The sequence below is a fragment of the Pseudomonas sp. WS 5410 genome, assembly GCF_012985645.1.
In the GTDB taxonomy this organism is placed as follows: Bacteria; Pseudomonadota; Gammaproteobacteria; order Pseudomonadales; family Pseudomonadaceae; genus Aquipseudomonas; species Aquipseudomonas shahriarae.
Map to the genome: position 1 here is coordinate 66280 of NZ_JAAQWS010000015.1, position 15112 is coordinate 81391.

General features: G+C 60.7%; 18 protein-coding genes. 13 read left to right on the forward strand and 5 right to left on the reverse strand.

The window, feature by feature from the left end; translation table 11 throughout:
• The first annotated feature begins 30 nt into the window (after window positions 1-30).
• Window positions 31-636, forward strand: a complete 606-nt coding sequence (locus HBO24_RS20730; protein WP_057437811.1) for a hypothetical protein — start codon at window positions 31-33, stop codon at window positions 634-636.
• Window positions 637-638: 2 nt separating this feature from the next.
• Here the strand turns inward: HBO24_RS20730 and HBO24_RS20735 are convergent, their stop codons facing one another.
• Window positions 639-1598, reverse strand: coding sequence for a MerR family transcriptional regulator (locus tag HBO24_RS20735; RefSeq protein ID WP_057437810.1), 960 nt, complete (start codon window positions 1596-1598; stop codon window positions 639-641).
• Window positions 1599-1811: 213 nt separating this feature from the next.
• Between HBO24_RS20735 and HBO24_RS20740 the strand changes: the two genes are divergently transcribed.
• The 5 genes from HBO24_RS20740 to HBO24_RS20760 all read left to right on the forward strand — a co-directional run bounded on the left by HBO24_RS20740 (window position 1812) and on the right by HBO24_RS20760 (window position 4219).
• Entirely contained in the window at window positions 1812-2372 is a 561-nt protein-coding gene (locus tag HBO24_RS20740; protein WP_169960573.1) for an antibiotic biosynthesis monooxygenase, read from the forward strand.
• A 61-nt stretch (window positions 2373-2433) separates the two neighbouring features.
• The gene (folM, locus tag HBO24_RS20745) at window positions 2434-3141 is read left to right on the forward strand and encodes a dihydromonapterin reductase (protein ID WP_057437799.1); all 708 of its coding nucleotides are present in this window, start codon (window positions 2434-2436) and stop codon (window positions 3139-3141) included.
• 55 nt (window positions 3142-3196) lie between these two features.
• Window positions 3197-3568 (forward strand): dihydroneopterin triphosphate 2'-epimerase, encoded by a 372-nt coding sequence (gene folX, locus HBO24_RS20750; protein WP_057437798.1) that lies wholly within the window; start codon window positions 3197-3199, stop codon window positions 3566-3568.
• 23 nt (window positions 3569-3591) lie between these two features.
• Window positions 3592-3888, forward strand: a complete 297-nt coding sequence (locus HBO24_RS20755; RefSeq protein WP_057437796.1) for a DUF1244 domain-containing protein — start codon at window positions 3592-3594, stop codon at window positions 3886-3888.
• Window positions 3881-4219, forward strand: coding sequence for a HopJ type III effector protein (locus HBO24_RS20760; protein WP_120731674.1), 339 nt, complete (start codon window positions 3881-3883; stop codon window positions 4217-4219). Before HBO24_RS20755 ends, HBO24_RS20760 begins: the two co-directional genes overlap by 8 nt.
• An 87-nt stretch (window positions 4220-4306) precedes the next feature.
• Here the strand turns inward: HBO24_RS20760 and trxB are convergent, their stop codons facing one another.
• Complete coding sequence (trxB, locus tag HBO24_RS20765) at window positions 4307-5269, reverse strand: thioredoxin-disulfide reductase (protein WP_057958322.1); 963 nt, start codon at window positions 5267-5269, stop codon at window positions 4307-4309.
• Between the two features lie 294 nt (window positions 5270-5563).
• On the opposite strand from trxB, the gene cysZ reads away from it, so the two are divergent.
• The 4 genes from cysZ (at window position 5564) to HBO24_RS20785 (ending at window position 9185) form a co-directional block, all read left to right on the forward strand.
• Window positions 5564-6319 (forward strand): sulfate transporter CysZ, encoded by a 756-nt coding sequence (gene cysZ / locus HBO24_RS20770; RefSeq protein ID WP_029295586.1) that lies wholly within the window; start codon window positions 5564-5566, stop codon window positions 6317-6319.
• Between the two features lie 83 nt (window positions 6320-6402).
• A complete protein-coding gene (locus HBO24_RS20775) occupies window positions 6403-7395 on the forward strand; it encodes a cytochrome-c peroxidase (RefSeq protein WP_152987915.1) in 993 nt (330 codons plus the stop codon).
• A 78-nt stretch (window positions 7396-7473) separates the two neighbouring features.
• Window positions 7474-8652 carry a glycosyltransferase family 1 protein gene (locus HBO24_RS20780; RefSeq protein ID WP_170060212.1) on the forward strand — a complete coding sequence of 393 codons (1179 nt, stop codon included), beginning with the start codon at window positions 7474-7476 and terminating at the stop codon, window positions 8650-8652.
• A 116-nt stretch (window positions 8653-8768) separates the two neighbouring features.
• Complete coding sequence (locus HBO24_RS20785) at window positions 8769-9185, forward strand: hypothetical protein (RefSeq protein WP_170060213.1); 417 nt, start codon at window positions 8769-8771, stop codon at window positions 9183-9185.
• A gap of 62 nt (window positions 9186-9247) precedes the next feature.
• On the opposite strand, the gene HBO24_RS20790 is transcribed toward HBO24_RS20785, so the two are convergent.
• The 3 genes from HBO24_RS20790 to HBO24_RS20800 form a co-directional block, all read right to left on the reverse strand.
• Window positions 9248-10351: an NADH:flavin oxidoreductase gene (locus HBO24_RS20790; RefSeq protein ID WP_057437784.1), complete on the reverse strand. Its 1104-nt coding sequence runs from the start codon at window positions 10349-10351 to the stop codon at window positions 9248-9250.
• Window positions 10352-10506: 155 nt separating this feature from the next.
• Window positions 10507-10989 (reverse strand): glutathione peroxidase, encoded by a 483-nt coding sequence (locus tag HBO24_RS20795; RefSeq protein ID WP_057958318.1) that lies wholly within the window; start codon window positions 10987-10989, stop codon window positions 10507-10509.
• A 136-nt stretch (window positions 10990-11125) separates the two neighbouring features.
• The gene (locus HBO24_RS20800) at window positions 11126-11611 is read right to left on the reverse strand and encodes a peptidylprolyl isomerase (protein WP_017476012.1); all 486 of its coding nucleotides are present in this window, start codon (window positions 11609-11611) and stop codon (window positions 11126-11128) included.
• Between HBO24_RS20800 and HBO24_RS20805 the strand changes: the two genes are divergently transcribed.
• The 3 genes from HBO24_RS20805 to HBO24_RS20815 are packed head-to-tail and all read left to right on the forward strand — an operon-like array spanning window position 11580 to window position 14978.
• Window positions 11580-11918 (forward strand): DUF3565 domain-containing protein, encoded by a 339-nt coding sequence (locus HBO24_RS20805; RefSeq protein ID WP_081044174.1) that lies wholly within the window; start codon window positions 11580-11582, stop codon window positions 11916-11918. The two genes, HBO24_RS20800 and HBO24_RS20805, sit on opposite strands and share 32 nt — an antisense overlap.
• A 60-nt stretch (window positions 11919-11978) precedes the next feature.
• Window positions 11979-14078, forward strand: a complete 2100-nt coding sequence (pta, locus tag HBO24_RS20810; protein ID WP_057958317.1) for a phosphate acetyltransferase — start codon at window positions 11979-11981, stop codon at window positions 14076-14078.
• On the forward strand, window positions 14079-14978 hold the full coding sequence (locus HBO24_RS20815) for an acyltransferase (RefSeq protein WP_120731668.1): 900 nt from the start codon (window positions 14079-14081) through the stop codon (window positions 14976-14978).
• The last annotated feature ends 134 nt before the right edge of the window (window positions 14979-15112 follow it).

A 15112-nucleotide genomic window follows, 5' to 3' on the forward strand; every position in this document is an offset into this window, starting at 1 on the left:
TTTAATCACGCATTTCCTTGAGCCACATCAATGCAACGCGACGCGCTTTTGACCCAGGACGAGCTGGATTTCATCCAGAACATGCACCACAACCCGCAGCTGAATGTGCGGGATGTGTCGTCGAGCCTGACGGTCAACGGTGGCGCGCAGATCCGCGACCTGCTTACGCGCCTGGCGGCCCATGAGCAGGTGACGATCCAGGCGCAGTTCGATAACCAGCAAATGACCTTTCCACTGCAACTGGTGGAAGACGAGTTCCATGCCCTGCACTTGCGTCTTGGGGTGCCGAGTATTTTCGAGGATGGGCCGATGATTCGGCCCTGGCGCCTAGTGCTTGAAGAGCCGGTCGCCCTGGAAAACGTCAGGGGCCAGCCGGGAGCGTTGTGGGTGCATGAAGTGTCGTTCAAGGGCCTGCTGGTGCAGTGTCGCGGCCGCAGCAAACCACCGCGCACGTTCTCGATGTGGTTCAGCCCCTCCGGCTACGAACGGATTGCCGTGCGTGGCACGTTAGAGCGCGAAACGGCTCGCGGCCTGTTTGCCTACCGCTTGAGCCAGGGTGATGCGGATGAAACCGAGCGCCTGCGTCAGTTCATCCTGCAACAGCATCGCCTGGCCCACCCCGAAGTGCATGCCTGATCTCAGGTATCCAGGGTTCCACTGAGAAACTGCTGCAAGCGTCGCTGCATCAACCGCCCTTCATTGCCCAGGCAACCGATGGCAGTACCGGCCAGTTGCTTGTCGGCCATGTCCGAGGCATCACCGGCCAATAGCAGCGGGCACTCCAGGGTCAGGGCCAAGCGCTCCAGCCGATTGGGCAAATCGTGGGTCGGTGAGTGGTTGGAGAACAGCACCAGCGCCTGCGGCCGGGTCTTCTCGCAGATCAGCGTCAACTCATCCAGGGGATGGCCCAAGCTCAACACGTGAACGGCCAGTTCATCACCACTGAGCATCAGCCCCGCCACCAGCAACTCCAGTTCTCGGCACTCACCGGCAATGGCCGCCAGCAATACCTGTGGCGTACGGCCGGCACGGGCCATCTGCAGGCGCTGGGAAATCCGCGCCCGCAGGAAACTGTCGAAAAATAGCCATTCGCTGGCCTGGCCGAAACGCCCCTGGTGACGCAACAACTGTTGCCAAAGGGGCATCAGGATGTCCTGGAACACCACCGCAACGGGGTATGCCGCAAAAATCTGTCCGTACAGGCGTTCCAGTTGCAGCTCATCAAAAGCGCCGATGGCAAGTTGCAATTGCTGCTGCCACTGAGTCGACTCGTGTTCTGCGTCGCCTTCCTGCAACTGGCGCACGAAAGAGGCCTGCGAATCGTCGCGCGCGAGGATCTTGCCAACTTTGCTGACCGCCACGCCACGCTCGATCCAATCCAGAATGCGATGGACGGTCTCAATATCCTTCTGCGTGTACAGGCGATGCCCGCTTTCGGTGCGTACCGGTTGGATCAAACCATAACGCCGCTCCCACGCTCGGAGCGTGACCGGGTTGATACCCGTCAATCTCGCAACTTCGCGAATCGGGAACAACTCATCTGCCGCACAGTGGGCGCTTGGTGCAATACCTTGGGATGGTGCTGTGATTACAGGCATCGGCTGACCAAAACTATACAAAGTTGGATCCCATTTAACGCTTTTATACCTGTCTTTTTCAAGGGAATTGCCCAGCCGTCCAATGTCGCTGGCGTATTTCGTCAAATCAGGAATAATCCTTGCCTGTTTTTTCTGCGTCGCCGCTCTACCCCGCGGTTTCGCCAGGGACGCCACCTACCCGGTACAGCGCTCCCACACATTCGGAGATACACAATGTCTACCCTCCCCGTCACCTTGATGGTCGCGCGCCGCGCTGCCCAAGGTCGCTATCAAGACATGATGAGCTGGCTGCGTGAAGGCGAGCAACTGGCCACTGACTTTCCCGGTTACCTGGGCTCCGGCGTGCTTGCCCCGCCTGCCGACGGTGGCGAATTCCAGATCATCTTCCGCTTCGCCGACGAGCAGACCCTGCACGCCTGGGAATTCTCGGCCTCGCGCAGCGCCTGGCTGGGCCGTGGCAGCGAGTTGTTTGCCGACCCTATGGAGCATCGGGTCAGCGGCATGGAGGGCTGGTTTGGTGCCGTAGGCCAACGCCCGCCGCGCTGGAAACAGGCCGTGGCGATCTGGCTGGCGTTTTTCCCGGTGTCGCTGCTGTTCAACTTTGGCCTTGAGCCCTTGCTGGCCGAACTGGGCCTGTTCAGCCGCGTGCTGGTCAGCACCCTGGCCCTGACGCCGTTGATGGTCTATCTGTTCATTCCGCTGTCGACCCATTTGCTGGCAGGCTGGCTCAATCCTGCGCCGCCACGGGTAAAACCTGCCGAAGCAACCGTTTGAGCCGATCCGCAACAGGCCGGTCGCTGGTATAGTTTTAGCTTGCCCGCGACTCGAGCTTCCCATGACTTCTCCCGCTCCGATCCTGATCACCGGCGCCGGCCAACGTGTCGGCTTGCACTGCGCCCTGCGCCTGCTGGACGACAACCAGCCGGTGATCTTCAGCTATCGCAGTGAGCGTCCCGGCGTGCAGGCCCTGCGCGAACGTGGGGCGATTGGCGTGTTTGCCGACTTCTCCTCTGAGGCCGGCATCCTGGCATTTATCAGCGAACTCAAGAGCCATACCGATAGCCTGCGGGCGATTATCCACAATGCCTCGACCTGGGCCGCAGAAACACCTGGCGACGAAGCCCACGCCTTTATTGATATGTTCAGCGTGCACATGCTTGCGCCGTACCTGATCAACCTGCATTGTGCTGACTTGTTGCGCTGCTCGACGCTGGCCGACATTGTGCACATCAGCGACGACGTGACCCGCAAGGGCAGCCGCCAGCATATCGCCTACTGCGCCACCAAGGCCGGGCTCGACAGCCTGACCCTGTCCTTCGCCGCCCAATACGCGCCCCGGATCAAGGTCAATGGCATCTCGCCGGCCATGGTGATGTTCAACGACGGCGACGACGCGGCCTATCGCGCCAAGGTCCTGGCCAAGTCTGCATTGGGTATCGAACCCGGGCCTGAGGTGATTTACCAGAGCGTGCGTTACCTGCTGGACAACCCTTATGTGACTGGCACCACCCTGACCGTCAATGGCGGGCGGCATGTCAAGTAAACCCGAACACCAGCCGCCTGGGGTTCCTGCAACTGATTGGACGGAGCAAGTAGCAATGCCACAACTTCAACCAGGTATGGCGCGCATCCGGGTCAAGGACCTGTGTCTGCGCACCTTTATTGGCATCAACGAGGAGGAGATCCTCAACAAGCAGGATGTGTTGATCAACCTGACCATCCTGTATGCCGCACAAGACGCGGTGCGCGATAACGACATTGACCACGCCTTGAACTACCGCACCATCACCAAGGCCATCATCGCCCACGTCGAAGGCAACCGCTTTGCCCTGCTCGAACGCCTGACCCAGGAACTGCTGGACCTGGTGATGAGCAATGAGTCGGTGCTGTATGCCGAAGTCGAAGTCGACAAGCCCCATGCGCTGCGTTTTGCCGAGTCGGTGTCGATCACCCTGGCGGCCAGCCGTTAACCCCCTGAATCTGCGTGAACCCCATGACTGATCAACAACGCCTGGAACTCGAAGCCGCCGCCTTCCGCCGGCTGGTGGCACACCTGGACAGCCGCAAGGACGTACAGAACATCGACCTGATGAACCTCGCCGGGTTCTGCCGCAACTGCCTGTCCAAGTGGTACAAGGCCGAAGCCGACGAACGCCAGATCGAGGTCAGCCTCGATGACGCCCGCGAAGTGGTCTACGGCATGCCGTACGCCGAGTGGAAAGCCCAATACCAGCAAGAAGCCAGCGCCGAACAACAAGCGGCGTTTGCCAAAGGAAAACCCCATGACTGACCTGAACACCCTGCGCGCCAGCCTCAACAGCGGCGTACACGTCTTTGCCGACACCCTGGCGTTTATCGCTGCTGGCTACGACTACCAGCCCCAGGCCTTCACCAACGGTGGTGTAGAAAACGCCGCCGGGCAAAACGAGGGCTCGTGCAAGACCCTGGGCCTGGCGCTGCTGGAAGGCTTGAGCGACCAAGAGGCCCTGCTGGCGTTTGGTGAGCACTATCGTTCGGTGCTGGCGACGCCTGAGGGCACAGATCACGGCAATATCCGCGCGTTGATCGAGCATGGGTTGGCGGGTGTGAAGTTCGGCGCCCAGCCCTTGAGCCGGCGCTGATCGGGTTAACACGTCTGTACTCTGGCGTTGCTTGAATCGCGCCCATAAAAAAACCGGCCTCGCAGCCGGTTTTTTCATTGCAACGGTTTAGAAAGCAGCGTCTTTCAAGCCGTCGAGGTAACGCTCGGCATCCAGGGCCGCCATGCAGCCGGCGCCGGCCGAGGTGATGGCCTGGCGGTAGACGTGGTCAGCCACGTCGCCAGCGGCAAAGATGCCTTCGATGTTGGTCGCGGTAGCATTGCCTTCACGGCCGCCCTGCACCACCAGATAACCATCTTTGGCGGTCAGCTTGCCTTCGAACAGCGAGGTGTTCGGAGTGTGGCCGATGGCGATGAACACGCCGTCGACTTTCAGCTCGTCGAAGCTGCCGTCGTTGTTTTTCAGGCGCGCACCGGTCACACCCATGTTGTCGCCCAGGACTTCATCCAGGGTGGCGTTGAGCTTGAGGATGATCTTGCCTTCGGCAACCCGCGCGTGCAGCTTGTCGATCAGGATCTTCTCGGCACGGAAGGTTTCGCGGCGGTGAACCAGGGTCACGGTGCTGGCGATGTTGGCCAGGTACAGTGCTTCTTCGACAGCGGTGTTACCACCACCGACCACAGCCACCGGCTTGTTGCGGTAGAAGAACCCGTCGCAGGTCGCGCAGGCGGAAACGCCCTTGCCCATGAACGCTTCTTCCGATGGCAGGCCCAGGTAACGGGCGCTGGCGCCGGTGGCGATGATCAGCGCGTCACAGGTGTAGACGCCACTGTCGCCGGTCAGGCTGTAGGGCTTTTTCGAGAAGTCCACGGCATTGATATGGTCGAAGACGATTTCGGTCTCGAAACGCTCGGCGTGCTCTTTCATGCGCTCCATCAACACCGGGCCGGTCAGGCCGTGGACGTCGCCCGGCCAGTTGTCGACTTCAGTGGTGGTGGTCAACTGACCACCCGCCTGCATGCCGGTGATCAGCAACGGCTTGAGGTTGGCCCGGGCCGCGTAGACCGCAGCGCTGTAACCGGCAGGGCCGGAACCGAGAATAATCACTCGCGAATGACGGGTATCAGACATGACTCACTCCTATCGACCGCCCGGACTACAGAGCGGCTGGAATAAAAAAGGACCGCGAAGCACTTGGGGAAGGCTTTTTAACTCGCAGGCCCTAAAAATAATGGGTGCAGCGTATAGAGGGGGGCAAGATTAAGGAAATACGGATTAACAATCCAGCTCATAGGCGGTCTCTATGCCGTGGCACCTATTAATCAACATGTTTGTTACCGTTAATGTCGGCTTGCTGACCGTGCTTTCACCCTACCGGCAAAGCCGGTAAGGTCGGCGCGTTTACCCTTTTGCCCGGAGTTTTCCATGCCCGCCCCCGTTCTGTCAGGCCCACAATACCTGCGTGAAGGCCTGAAACTGGTCTTGAGCCCAGGCCTGCGCCTGTTCGTCCTGCTGCCCCTGGCGATCAACCTGATACTGTTCGTCGGGTTGATTTATTTTGCTGGCCATCAGTTCAGCCTGTGGGTCGACACCTTGATGCCGACGCTGCCCAGCTGGCTGAGCTTCCTCAGCTACATCCTGTGGCCGCTGTTTGTGCTGCTGGTGGCCTTTATGGTGTTTTTCAGCTTCACCATGCTCGCCAATATCATCGCCGCGCCCTTCAATGGCTTCCTCGCGGAAAAAGTCGAAGTGGTGGTGCGCGGTACCGATGATTTCCCCGCCTTCAGCTGGGCCGAGCTGTTCGCCATGGTCCCGCGCACCCTGGCCCGGGAAATGCGCAAGCTGGGCTACTTCCTGCCCCGGGCCATCGGCCTGTTTATCCTGTCCTTCATCCCCGTGGTCAACCTGATTGCCGCACCGCTGTGGCTGCTGTTCGGGGTGTGGATGATGGCGATCCAATACATCGACTACCCGGCGGACAACCACAAGCTGGGCTGGAACGAAATGCTCGCCTGGCTGCGGCAGAAGCGCTGGCAGAGCATGAGCTTCGGCGGGATTGTTTACCTGGTGTTGCTGGTGCCGGTGGTCAACCTGCTGATGATGCCGGCGGCGGTGGCCGGGGCCACGTTGTTCTGGGTGCGTGAGCGCGGCGCCGAAACGATGCTGGCGCAAAAGCCCTAACCTGTTCGATTGACCTGGATCATGGCGATTTACCCACACAGAGCACATGGTTATTAAAACTATAAGCCTGTGGGGAGCACACCGTGTACAGACCGTTAATGCTGATGTTCGGATTGATGTTGGGCGGCGAGGCCTGGGGGGCCGCCGCCGCCAATGAACCCATCCTGCCGGTGCAACCGGCGAAGATCACCGATGCCAACAAGGTCGAGTTGGGCAAGCAATTGTTCTTCGACCCGCGCTTGTCCAAGTCCGGTTTTATTTCCTGCAACTCGTGCCACAACCTGAGCATGGGCGGCAGCGACAACCTGCCCACCTCCATCGGCCATAACTGGCACCAGGGCCCGATCAACTCACCGACGGTGCTTAACTCGAGCATGAGCGTCGCGCAGTTCTGGGACGGGCGCGCGGCGACTCTGCAGGAGCAGGCCGGCGGCCCGATCGCCAACCCCGGCGAGATGGGCTTTACCCACGACCTGGCGGTGGACGTACTGCGCTCGATCCCGCAATACCAGGCGGCGTTCAAGAAGGTGTATGGCGATGACGGCATCAAGTTCGACGATGTGACCAATGCCATTGCGGCCTTCGAAGAAACCCTGGTCACCCCCAACGCCCCATTCGACCGTTGGTTGCTGGGCGATAAAAAAGCCATCAGCGCCACTGCGGCGCAGGGCTACCAGCTGTTCAAGAGCATCGGCTGTGTGGCGTGCCATAACGGCGAAGCGGTCGGTGGCAGCACCTTCCAGAAAATGGGCATGGTCGAACCCTATGCCACCCAGAACCCGGCCCAGGGCGTGGCGGGCCTGACCGGCAAGGATCAGGACCGGATGATGTTCAAGGTACCGACCTTGCGTAACGTCGCCCTGACCTACCCCTACTTCCACGACGGTGCCTACTGGAACCTCAGCGAAGCCGTGGACGTGATGGCCCGCCTGCAACTGGGGCGCAAGTTGAGCACCGATGAGGTCAGCCAGATTGTCGCATTCCTCGACACCCTGACCGGCGACCAGCCGGACTTCAAGCTGCCGATGCTGCCACCGTCCTCGGCCAAGACCCCGCGTCCTGCGCCGTTCAACTAAGCCACTACCGGGCCTGTCGTCATAAATCCGTCATTGCGATGACACAATGACGACATGGCCCGCGCCGACACTGGCTGCATGACGACAGCTTTCCTGAATATCACCCTGATCACCGAAACCTTTCCACCGGAAATCAACGGCGTGGCCAATACCCTTGGCCGCCTGTGTGACGGCCTGCGCGCCCGTGGGCATCAGGTGGAGTTGGTGCGCCCGCGCCAGGGTGGCGACTTGAGCCGCCTCAGCGACGACGGCCTACTGTTGTGTCGCGGCTGGCCTCTGCCAGGGTATCCCGGCCTGCAATGGGGCCAGTCCTCGATGCACAAACTGCTGCGGCGCTGGAAACGCCAGCGTCCGGACGTGCTGTACATTGCCACCGAAGGCCCGCTGGGCTTGTCGGCCTTGCGCGCGGCACGGCGCCTGGGGATCAGCGTGGTCAGCGGTTTCCATACCAACTTCCAGCAGTATTCCAGCCAGTACGGCCTAAGCATGCTCAGCCGCATCCTGACCCACTACCTGCGCTGGTTCCACAACCGTTCCAGCCTGACCCTGGTGCCCAGCGTCAGCCAACGCCTGGAACTGGAACGCCGCCACTTCGAGCGCCTGGACCTGTTGTCGCGCGGGGTCGACAGCCAACTGTTCCACCCGGCCAGGCGTGACAACACCTTGCGTGGGCAGTGGGGCCTGGGCAATGACGATATTGCGATCTTGCATGTCGGACGCCTGGCGCCAGAGAAAAACCTCGGCTTGCTCAAACGCTGCTTCGAGGGGTTGCAGGCCACTTATCCACAGCGTCGTTTGAAGCTGATCGTGGTCGGTGACGGGCCACAGCGGGAGACACTGGCAAAGAGCCTCCCCGAGGCGATTTTCTGCGGCACGCAACGCGGCGAGGAACTGGCCCGGCACTATGCGTCAGGGGACTTGTTTCTGTTCCCCAGCCTCACCGAGACCTTTGGCAACGTGGTACTGGAAGCCATGGCCTCCGGATTGGGCGTAGTGGCCTACGACCAGGCGGCCGCCACTCAGCATATCCGCCATGGCTACAGTGGTGCCGTGGCGATGCCGGGTGACGAGGAGGCATTTTGCGATGCCGCCAGTTGGTTACTGGAAGAACCCGAGAGTCTGCGCCGGATGCGCCTGAATGCCCGCCAACATGCCAGTCGCCAGGGCTGGCCGGCGATTATCGAGCAGTTCGAGCACCAACTGCGCAGCGTGTGCGGTGAGGAACCTGTCGATACAGGCAGCTCGCGCCTGGTGTGAGGTATATCCAGTTACTTTAGACATGGAACCATCAGCCCTCTAGCGCCATACAGATAGGGCTGCAGATTCAGGCTCGTGCAGGTCTGCGCAGACAATCATGCGATGGAGTCTTAACCATGTTAATCAACACCAACCCTTTACCGACCTCCGCCATCCCCCCGAACAACGGCCAGAAGGATCCCGCGCAGTATGATCATTTATGGCAAAAGCACGGCAGAGACATCGAACCCTTCACCGCCGACGAGCAGAAACTGCTGAACAGTGACCGATTCAATCGACTCACACATGAGGCAGACCTCCCTGATCAAACAGCCGTGCAGGAAAAAGCGCAGCGCAATCAACTTCGGCGGCAGTTCGGGATATCGTCGCAAGAGCCCTCACACTCACCCAGCCAAGTCAGCTCGGGTCAGCCTAAGGCAGAGTCCCGCCCCTTTGAGCAGCTTACTTCCGCCCCAAGGGTGGATAATCAGCTACCGCCCGAGGTTGCATCGCGCCCCTTGATGTACGCCCCGAACACCGCCAAGGGTGGGTAGCCCGCCCTTCAGCCGCAGCTAAAGCATGGGGATGAGCCGGGCCAGTCGGCTCATCCTGAGCGTCACACCAAGGTCATCAGCGCTTCACGACTGAACGGCAAGATATCGCCCTCACGGCCTTCACGGACTTTCAGCGCCCAATCCGGGTCGACCAGCAGCGCACGACCAACGGCCACCAGGTCGAACTCATCGTTATTCAGGCGCTCCAGCAGTTTTTCCAGGCTCGCCGGCTGCGCCACTTTGTCAGTATTGACCATGAACTGCAGGAACTCGCCATCCAGGCCCACGCTGCCCACAGTGATGGTCGGCTTGCCAGTGAGCTTGCGGGTCCAGCCCGCCAGGTTCAGCTCGGAGCCTTCAAACTCCGGTTCCCAGAAACGCCGTGTGGAGCAGTGGAAAATATCCACACCCGCGTCCGACAACGGCTTGAGAAACTCACCCAGTGCCTCGGGCGTTTGCACCAGGCGCGCGGTGTAATCCTGCTGCTTCCATTGGGAGAAACGGAAAATGATCGGGAACTCAGGACCTACCGCCGCCCGCACGGCCTGAATCAACTCGATGGCGAACCGGGAGCGATTGGCCAGGCTGCCACCGTATTCATCGGTACGCTGGTTGCTGCCTTCCCAGAAGAACTGGTCGACCAGGTAACCGTGGGCACCGTGGATCTCCACGCCGTCCATACCGATGCTCTGGGCATCCTTGGCGGCCTGGGCGAAGGCAGCAATCACCGCCTGGATATCCTGGACCGTCATGCCGTGGACCACCACGTTGCCGTCCTTGAGTTTTTCCATCGGGCCATAGGCCGGCACGCTGGCATCGGGTTCTGTGCCTATGCGCCGCACGCTGCCAACGTGCCACAGTTGCGGGACGATCTTGCCGCCCTCGGCATGCACCGCGTCGACCACTTTCTTCCAGCCGGCCAATGCCGCTTCACCGTAGAAATGCGGGACATTCGGATAGCCGTTGGAAGCCTGGTGGCCCACCACCGTGCCCTCTGTGATGATCAGGCCAACGCCGGCCGCCGCGCGACGGCGGTAGTACTCGATGACTTTGGAATTGGGTACGCCACCGGGGGAAAACGAACGGGTCATCGGCGCCATGACCACGCGGGTCGGCAATTGCAGTGCACCGAGCTGGAAAGGTTTGAACAAGGCTTGGACAGGCATGGCAGCACTCCGCATGAAAGGGGTTTTATGATGCGGATAATATGGAGTGCAGACCGCACTGGATAGCACTATTGATTGCGGTGATTAAGGTGCAAAAGCGGGAGGATACATCGACTTGTGGCAAAGGGGCGTGCCCCCCTCACCACAGCGCCAAATCAGGCCAGGGCCTTTTCGATGGCCTGGATAACACTCGGATCATCAGGCGCGGTACGTGGGGAAAAACGCGCCAGCACCCGCCCATCCTTGCCCAGCAGGAATTTCTCGAAGTTCCAGGTGATATCCCCTGGAAACTCCGCGCCCTCACCTGCCAGCAAGCGGTACAACTGATGACGATCGGGACCGTTGACCTCCAGCTTGCTGCCCAGGGGAAAGCTCACGCCATAGTTGAGGCTGCAAAACGCCTGGATCTCGTCTTCAGTCCCGGGCTCCTGGCCTGCAAATTGATTGCACGGCAGGCCCAGCACGGTGAAACCCTGGCCCTTGTACTGCTGATAAAGTTTTTCCAGCGCCGCATACTGCGGGGTCAGTCCACACTTGGAGGCGACATTGACCACCAGCACGACTTGCCCCTTATAGGGCGTCAGAGGCAGCTCCTGACCATCCAGGGCTGTGAGTTTAAGGTCGTGGAAAGCACTCATGACGAACTCCAGATTTACCATATTCTGTGTAACGGCCATTCGAGATTACAGCCGCCCAGCCGGCAAGAATAGCCGCCAATCAAAAAAGGCGCCCGAAGGCGCCTTTCTTTTCAACTGACTGGACGTGGCCCGTCAATCAATGGTGGTGACCACCTTCGCCGTGTACGTGGCCGTGGGCAACTTCTTCCTGGGAAGCGTCGCGGATGGCAACGATCTTGACCTGGAAGTTCAGGCGCTGGCCTGCCAGCGGGTGGTTGCCGTCGACGGTGACATCGTCGCCGTCCAGGTCGCGGATGGTCACGATCTGCATTTGGCCGTCCGGAGCGGAGGCGTGGAACTGCATGCCCACTTCCAGTTCGTCGACGCCTTCGAACATGCTGCGGCTCAGGGTGCTGACCAGTTCGGCCGAGTACTCGCCGTAGGCATCTTCAGGTTCTACGGCAACGGTCAGTTCATCACCAACCTCTTTGCCTTCCAGGGCCTTTTCCAGGCCCGGGATGATGTTACCTGCGCCTTGCAGGTAGACCAGCGGCGCGCCGCCGGCGGAGCTGTCGATGACCTCACCAGCGTCGTTGGTCAGGGTATAGTCAATGGAGACAGCCTTGTTGGCGGCGATCGGCATGGGGCGAGACCTTTTGCATAAGAATGAAGAACGGACAAGTCTAAACAAGGATTTGCCCGAAAGCGAACACAACCCGGACAGACGGAGTCGATCCAGTGACTCGACGGTCGTCGGATTTCACCAGGACGCAGACGGCCACTGGGTCGCCGCGCTGTCCTGCGGCCATACGCAGCACCTGCGCCACCAGCCGCCCTGGCAATCCAGGGGCTGGGTGATTGATCCGGCGCAACGCCTGGCAAAAATAGGCCAGCCCTTTGCCTGTGGCTGGTGTGCGCAGCGCCCGGATAACGATACCCTTGGCAACTGATTCCCGGTCGGCGCGCAGCCATAGCGCACCACCGAAGCCATGCACCTTCAGAGAATTCGCATGCAGACTTTTTTTATCGCGCCCACCGATTTTGGTGTGGGTCTGACCTCCATCAGCCTTGGGCTGGTGCGTACCCTTGAGCGGGCCGGGCTGAAAGTCGGCTTTTTCAAACCGATTGCCCAGCCGCACCCCGGCGATACCGGGCCTGAGCGTTCCACCGAGCTGGTGGCGCGTACCCACGGTCTGAAACCGCCGCAACCCCTGGGGTTGGCCCATGTCGAGCGGATGCTCGGCGATGGCCAGCTCGATGAGTTGCTCGAAGAAATCATCACCCTGTACCAGCAGGCCGCCGTGGGCAAGGACGTGCTGATTGTCGAGGGCATGGTGCCGACCCGCAGCGCCAGCTATGCCGCACGGGTCAACCTGCACCTGGCGAAAAGCCTGGATGCCGAAGTCATCCTCGTCTCGGCCCCGGAAAACGAAGTGCTGACCGAACTGTCCGGCCGCGTGGAATTGCAGGCGCAACTGTTCGGCGGCCCGAAAGACCCGAAAGTGCTGGGCGTGATTCTGAACAAGGTACAGACCGACGAAAGCATGGAAGTCTTCGCCGCGCGCCTCAAGGAGCATTCGCCGTTACTGCGCAGTGGCGATTTCCGCTTGCTGGGCTGTATCCCGTTCCAGCCCGAGCTCAATGCCCCGCGCACTCGCGACGTGGCCGACCTGATGGGCGCACAAGTGCTCAATGCGGGCGACTATGAAACCCGGCGCATGAGCAAAATCATCATCTGCGCACGCACCATGCGCAACACCGTGGAGCTGCTCAAGCCCGGCGTGCTGGTGGTGACGCCGGGGGATCGCGACGACATCATCCTCGCCGTCAGCCTGGCCGCGATCAATGGCGTGCCCCTGGCCGGCCTGCTGCTGACCAGCGACACCCTGCCCGACCCACGGATCATGGATCTGTGCCGTGGTGCGTTCCAGGCCGGGCTGCCGGTGCTGTCGGTGAGCACCGGCTCCTACGACACCGCCAACCAACTCAACAGCCTGAACAAGGAAATCCCGATTGATGACCGCGAACGTGCGGAGATCATCACCGATTTCGTCGCCAGCCACCTGGACGCGCGCTGGCTGCACCAGCGTTGCGGTACGCCACGGGAGATGCGCCTGTCGCCGGCGGTGTTCCGCTACCAGTTGATCCAGCGTGCCCAGGCCGCCAACAAGCGCATTGTGCTGCCCGAGGGCAGCGAGCCGCTGACCGTGCAAGCCGCCGCCATCTGCCAGGCCCGGGGCATTGCCCGTTGTGTGCTGCTGGCCAAGCCGGCTGACGTCGAAGCCGTGGCCCGCGCCCACGGCATCGAGTTGCCCGAAGGCCTGGAGATTCTTGACCCGGACCTGATTCGCGAGCGCTATGTCGAGCCGATGGTGGCCTTGCGCAAGAGCAAAAGCCTCAACGCGCCGATGGCCGAGCAGCAACTGGAAGACACCGTGGTAATCGCCACCATGATGCTGGCGCTGGATGAAGTGGACGGCCTGGTCTCCGGGGTCATCCACTCCACCGCCAATACCATCCGCCCGGCCCTGCAACTGATCAAGACCGCGCCGGGCTGCACCCTGGTGTCGTCGGTGTTTTTCATGCTGTTCCCTGAACAAGTGCTGGTCTACGGCGACTGTGTGATGAACCCGCACCCCAGCGCCGCGGAACTCGCGGAAATTGCCCTGCAAAGCGCCGATTCGGCCGCCGCTTTCGGCATCACCCCGCGCGTGGCGATGATCAGCTACTCCAGTGGTGACTCGGCCAGTGGCGAAGAAGTGGAGAAAGTCCGCGAGGCCACCCTGCTGGCCCACGAACAACAAAGCTCGCTGCTGATCGACGGCCCCTTGCAGTACGATGCCGCCGCCAACGAAAACGTCGCCCGGCAACTGGCACCCAACAGCCTGGTGGCGGGCAAGGCCACGGTCTTTGTGTTCCCCGACCTCAACACCGGCAACACCACCCACAAAGCCGTGCAGCGCAGTGCCGATTGCGTCAGCCTCGGCCCGATGCTGCAAGGCCTGCGCAAACCTGTGAACGACCTGCCCCGTGGGGCCCAGGTGGACGATATCGTCTACACCATCGCCCTGACCGCGATTCAAGCCGCCAACCGACCTATGGATGCCTAAATGCTGGACTTTCTGCCTGCCCCCCTGCGTGGGGTCATTGCCTCGCTGCTGCTGGCGTTGAACACCATCCTGCTGTGTTCATTCCTGTTTATCGTCGCGCTGTTCAAGGCGCTGCCGTTCGCCAAACGCTTCAGCGAGTGGTTGATGAACCACACCCATGAAGCGTGGATCAGCAATAACAAGGCCTGGATGAACCTGGTGCGCCGCACCCGCTGGCACCTCAAGGGCCTGGAAGGCCTGGACTACCAGCACTCGTACCTGGTGACCAGCAACCACCAGAGCTGGGTCGATATCATGGTGTTGCAGTACGTGCTCAATCGACGGATCCGCCCACTGAAGTTTTTCCTCAAGCAGGAGCTGATCTGGGTACCGGTGATTGGCCTCGCGTGGTGGGCGCTGGGCTTCCCCTTCATGAAGCGTTACACCAAGGCCTACCTGGAGAAACACCCGGAGAAGAAAGGCAAGGATCTGGAAACCACCCGCAAGACCTGTGCGAAATTTCGCGACAACCCGGTGGGTATTTTCAACTTTGCCGAAGGCACGCGGTTTACCCCTGGCAAACATGCCCAGCAACAATCGCCGTTCCGCTACCTGCTCAAGCCCAAGGCCGGCGGCATTGCGTTTGTACTGGATGCCATGGGCGAGCAACTGAAGTCACTGGTCAATGTGACTATCCACTACCCAGGCGGGCGCCCGGGGTTCTGGGACTTGTTGTGCGGCAATGTAAAAGACGTGGTGGTGCAGTTTGAAGAGGTGCAGATCCCGGCCGAGTTCATTGGCAAGAATTATGAGCAGGATGGGGAGTATCGGTTGGCGTTCCAGGGCTGGATCAACCAGTTGTGGGAAGACAAGGATGCCCTGTTGAGCCGGCTTCACATCGAGTACCCAGGTAATCGCTGATCAACCTGTATGTGGCTTGCCTGCGATAGCGGCCTGTCAGATGTAAGTGCATTGCCTGAACCACTGCCATCGCAAGCAAGCCGGCTCCCACACTGATTGGGTCAACCTGAAGAATGTGAAAAGCCCGCCACCGA

Coding starts and splice junctions, on each gene's coding strand:
- HBO24_RS20800 (WP_017476012.1), bottom strand. CDS start 11,611: ATGCCGATCGCCGCCAACAAGGCTGTCTCCATTGACTATACCCTGACC.
- folX (WP_057437798.1), top strand. CDS start 3,197: ATGCCACAACTTCAACCAGGTATGGCGCGCATCCGGGTCAAGGACCTG.
- HBO24_RS20755 (WP_057437796.1), top strand. CDS start 3,592: ATGACTGATCAACAACGCCTGGAACTCGAAGCCGCCGCCTTCCGCCGG.
- trxB (WP_057958322.1), bottom strand. CDS start 5,269: ATGTCTGATACCCGTCATTCGCGAGTGATTATTCTCGGTTCCGGCCCT.
- HBO24_RS20740 (WP_169960573.1), top strand. CDS start 1,812: ATGTCTACCCTCCCCGTCACCTTGATGGTCGCGCGCCGCGCTGCCCAA.
- HBO24_RS20795 (WP_057958318.1), bottom strand. CDS start 10,989: ATGAGTGCTTTCCACGACCTTAAACTCACAGCCCTGGATGGTCAGGAG.
- HBO24_RS20730 (WP_057437811.1), top strand. CDS start 31: ATGCAACGCGACGCGCTTTTGACCCAGGACGAGCTGGATTTCATCCAG.
- HBO24_RS20815 (WP_120731668.1), top strand. CDS start 14,079: ATGCTGGACTTTCTGCCTGCCCCCCTGCGTGGGGTCATTGCCTCGCTG.
- pta (WP_057958317.1), top strand. CDS start 11,979: ATGCAGACTTTTTTTATCGCGCCCACCGATTTTGGTGTGGGTCTGACC.
- HBO24_RS20805 (WP_081044174.1), top strand. CDS start 11,580: ATGGAGACAGCCTTGTTGGCGGCGATCGGCATGGGGCGAGACCTTTTG.
- HBO24_RS20780 (WP_170060212.1), top strand. CDS start 7,474: ATGACGACAGCTTTCCTGAATATCACCCTGATCACCGAAACCTTTCCA.
- HBO24_RS20790 (WP_057437784.1), bottom strand. CDS start 10,351: ATGCCTGTCCAAGCCTTGTTCAAACCTTTCCAGCTCGGTGCACTGCAA.
- folM (WP_057437799.1), top strand. CDS start 2,434: ATGACTTCTCCCGCTCCGATCCTGATCACCGGCGCCGGCCAACGTGTC.
- HBO24_RS20760 (WP_120731674.1), top strand. CDS start 3,881: ATGACTGACCTGAACACCCTGCGCGCCAGCCTCAACAGCGGCGTACAC.
- HBO24_RS20785 (WP_170060213.1), top strand. CDS start 8,769: ATGTTAATCAACACCAACCCTTTACCGACCTCCGCCATCCCCCCGAAC.
- HBO24_RS20735 (WP_057437810.1), bottom strand. CDS start 1,598: ATGCCTGTAATCACAGCACCATCCCAAGGTATTGCACCAAGCGCCCAC.
- cysZ (WP_029295586.1), top strand. CDS start 5,564: ATGCCCGCCCCCGTTCTGTCAGGCCCACAATACCTGCGTGAAGGCCTG.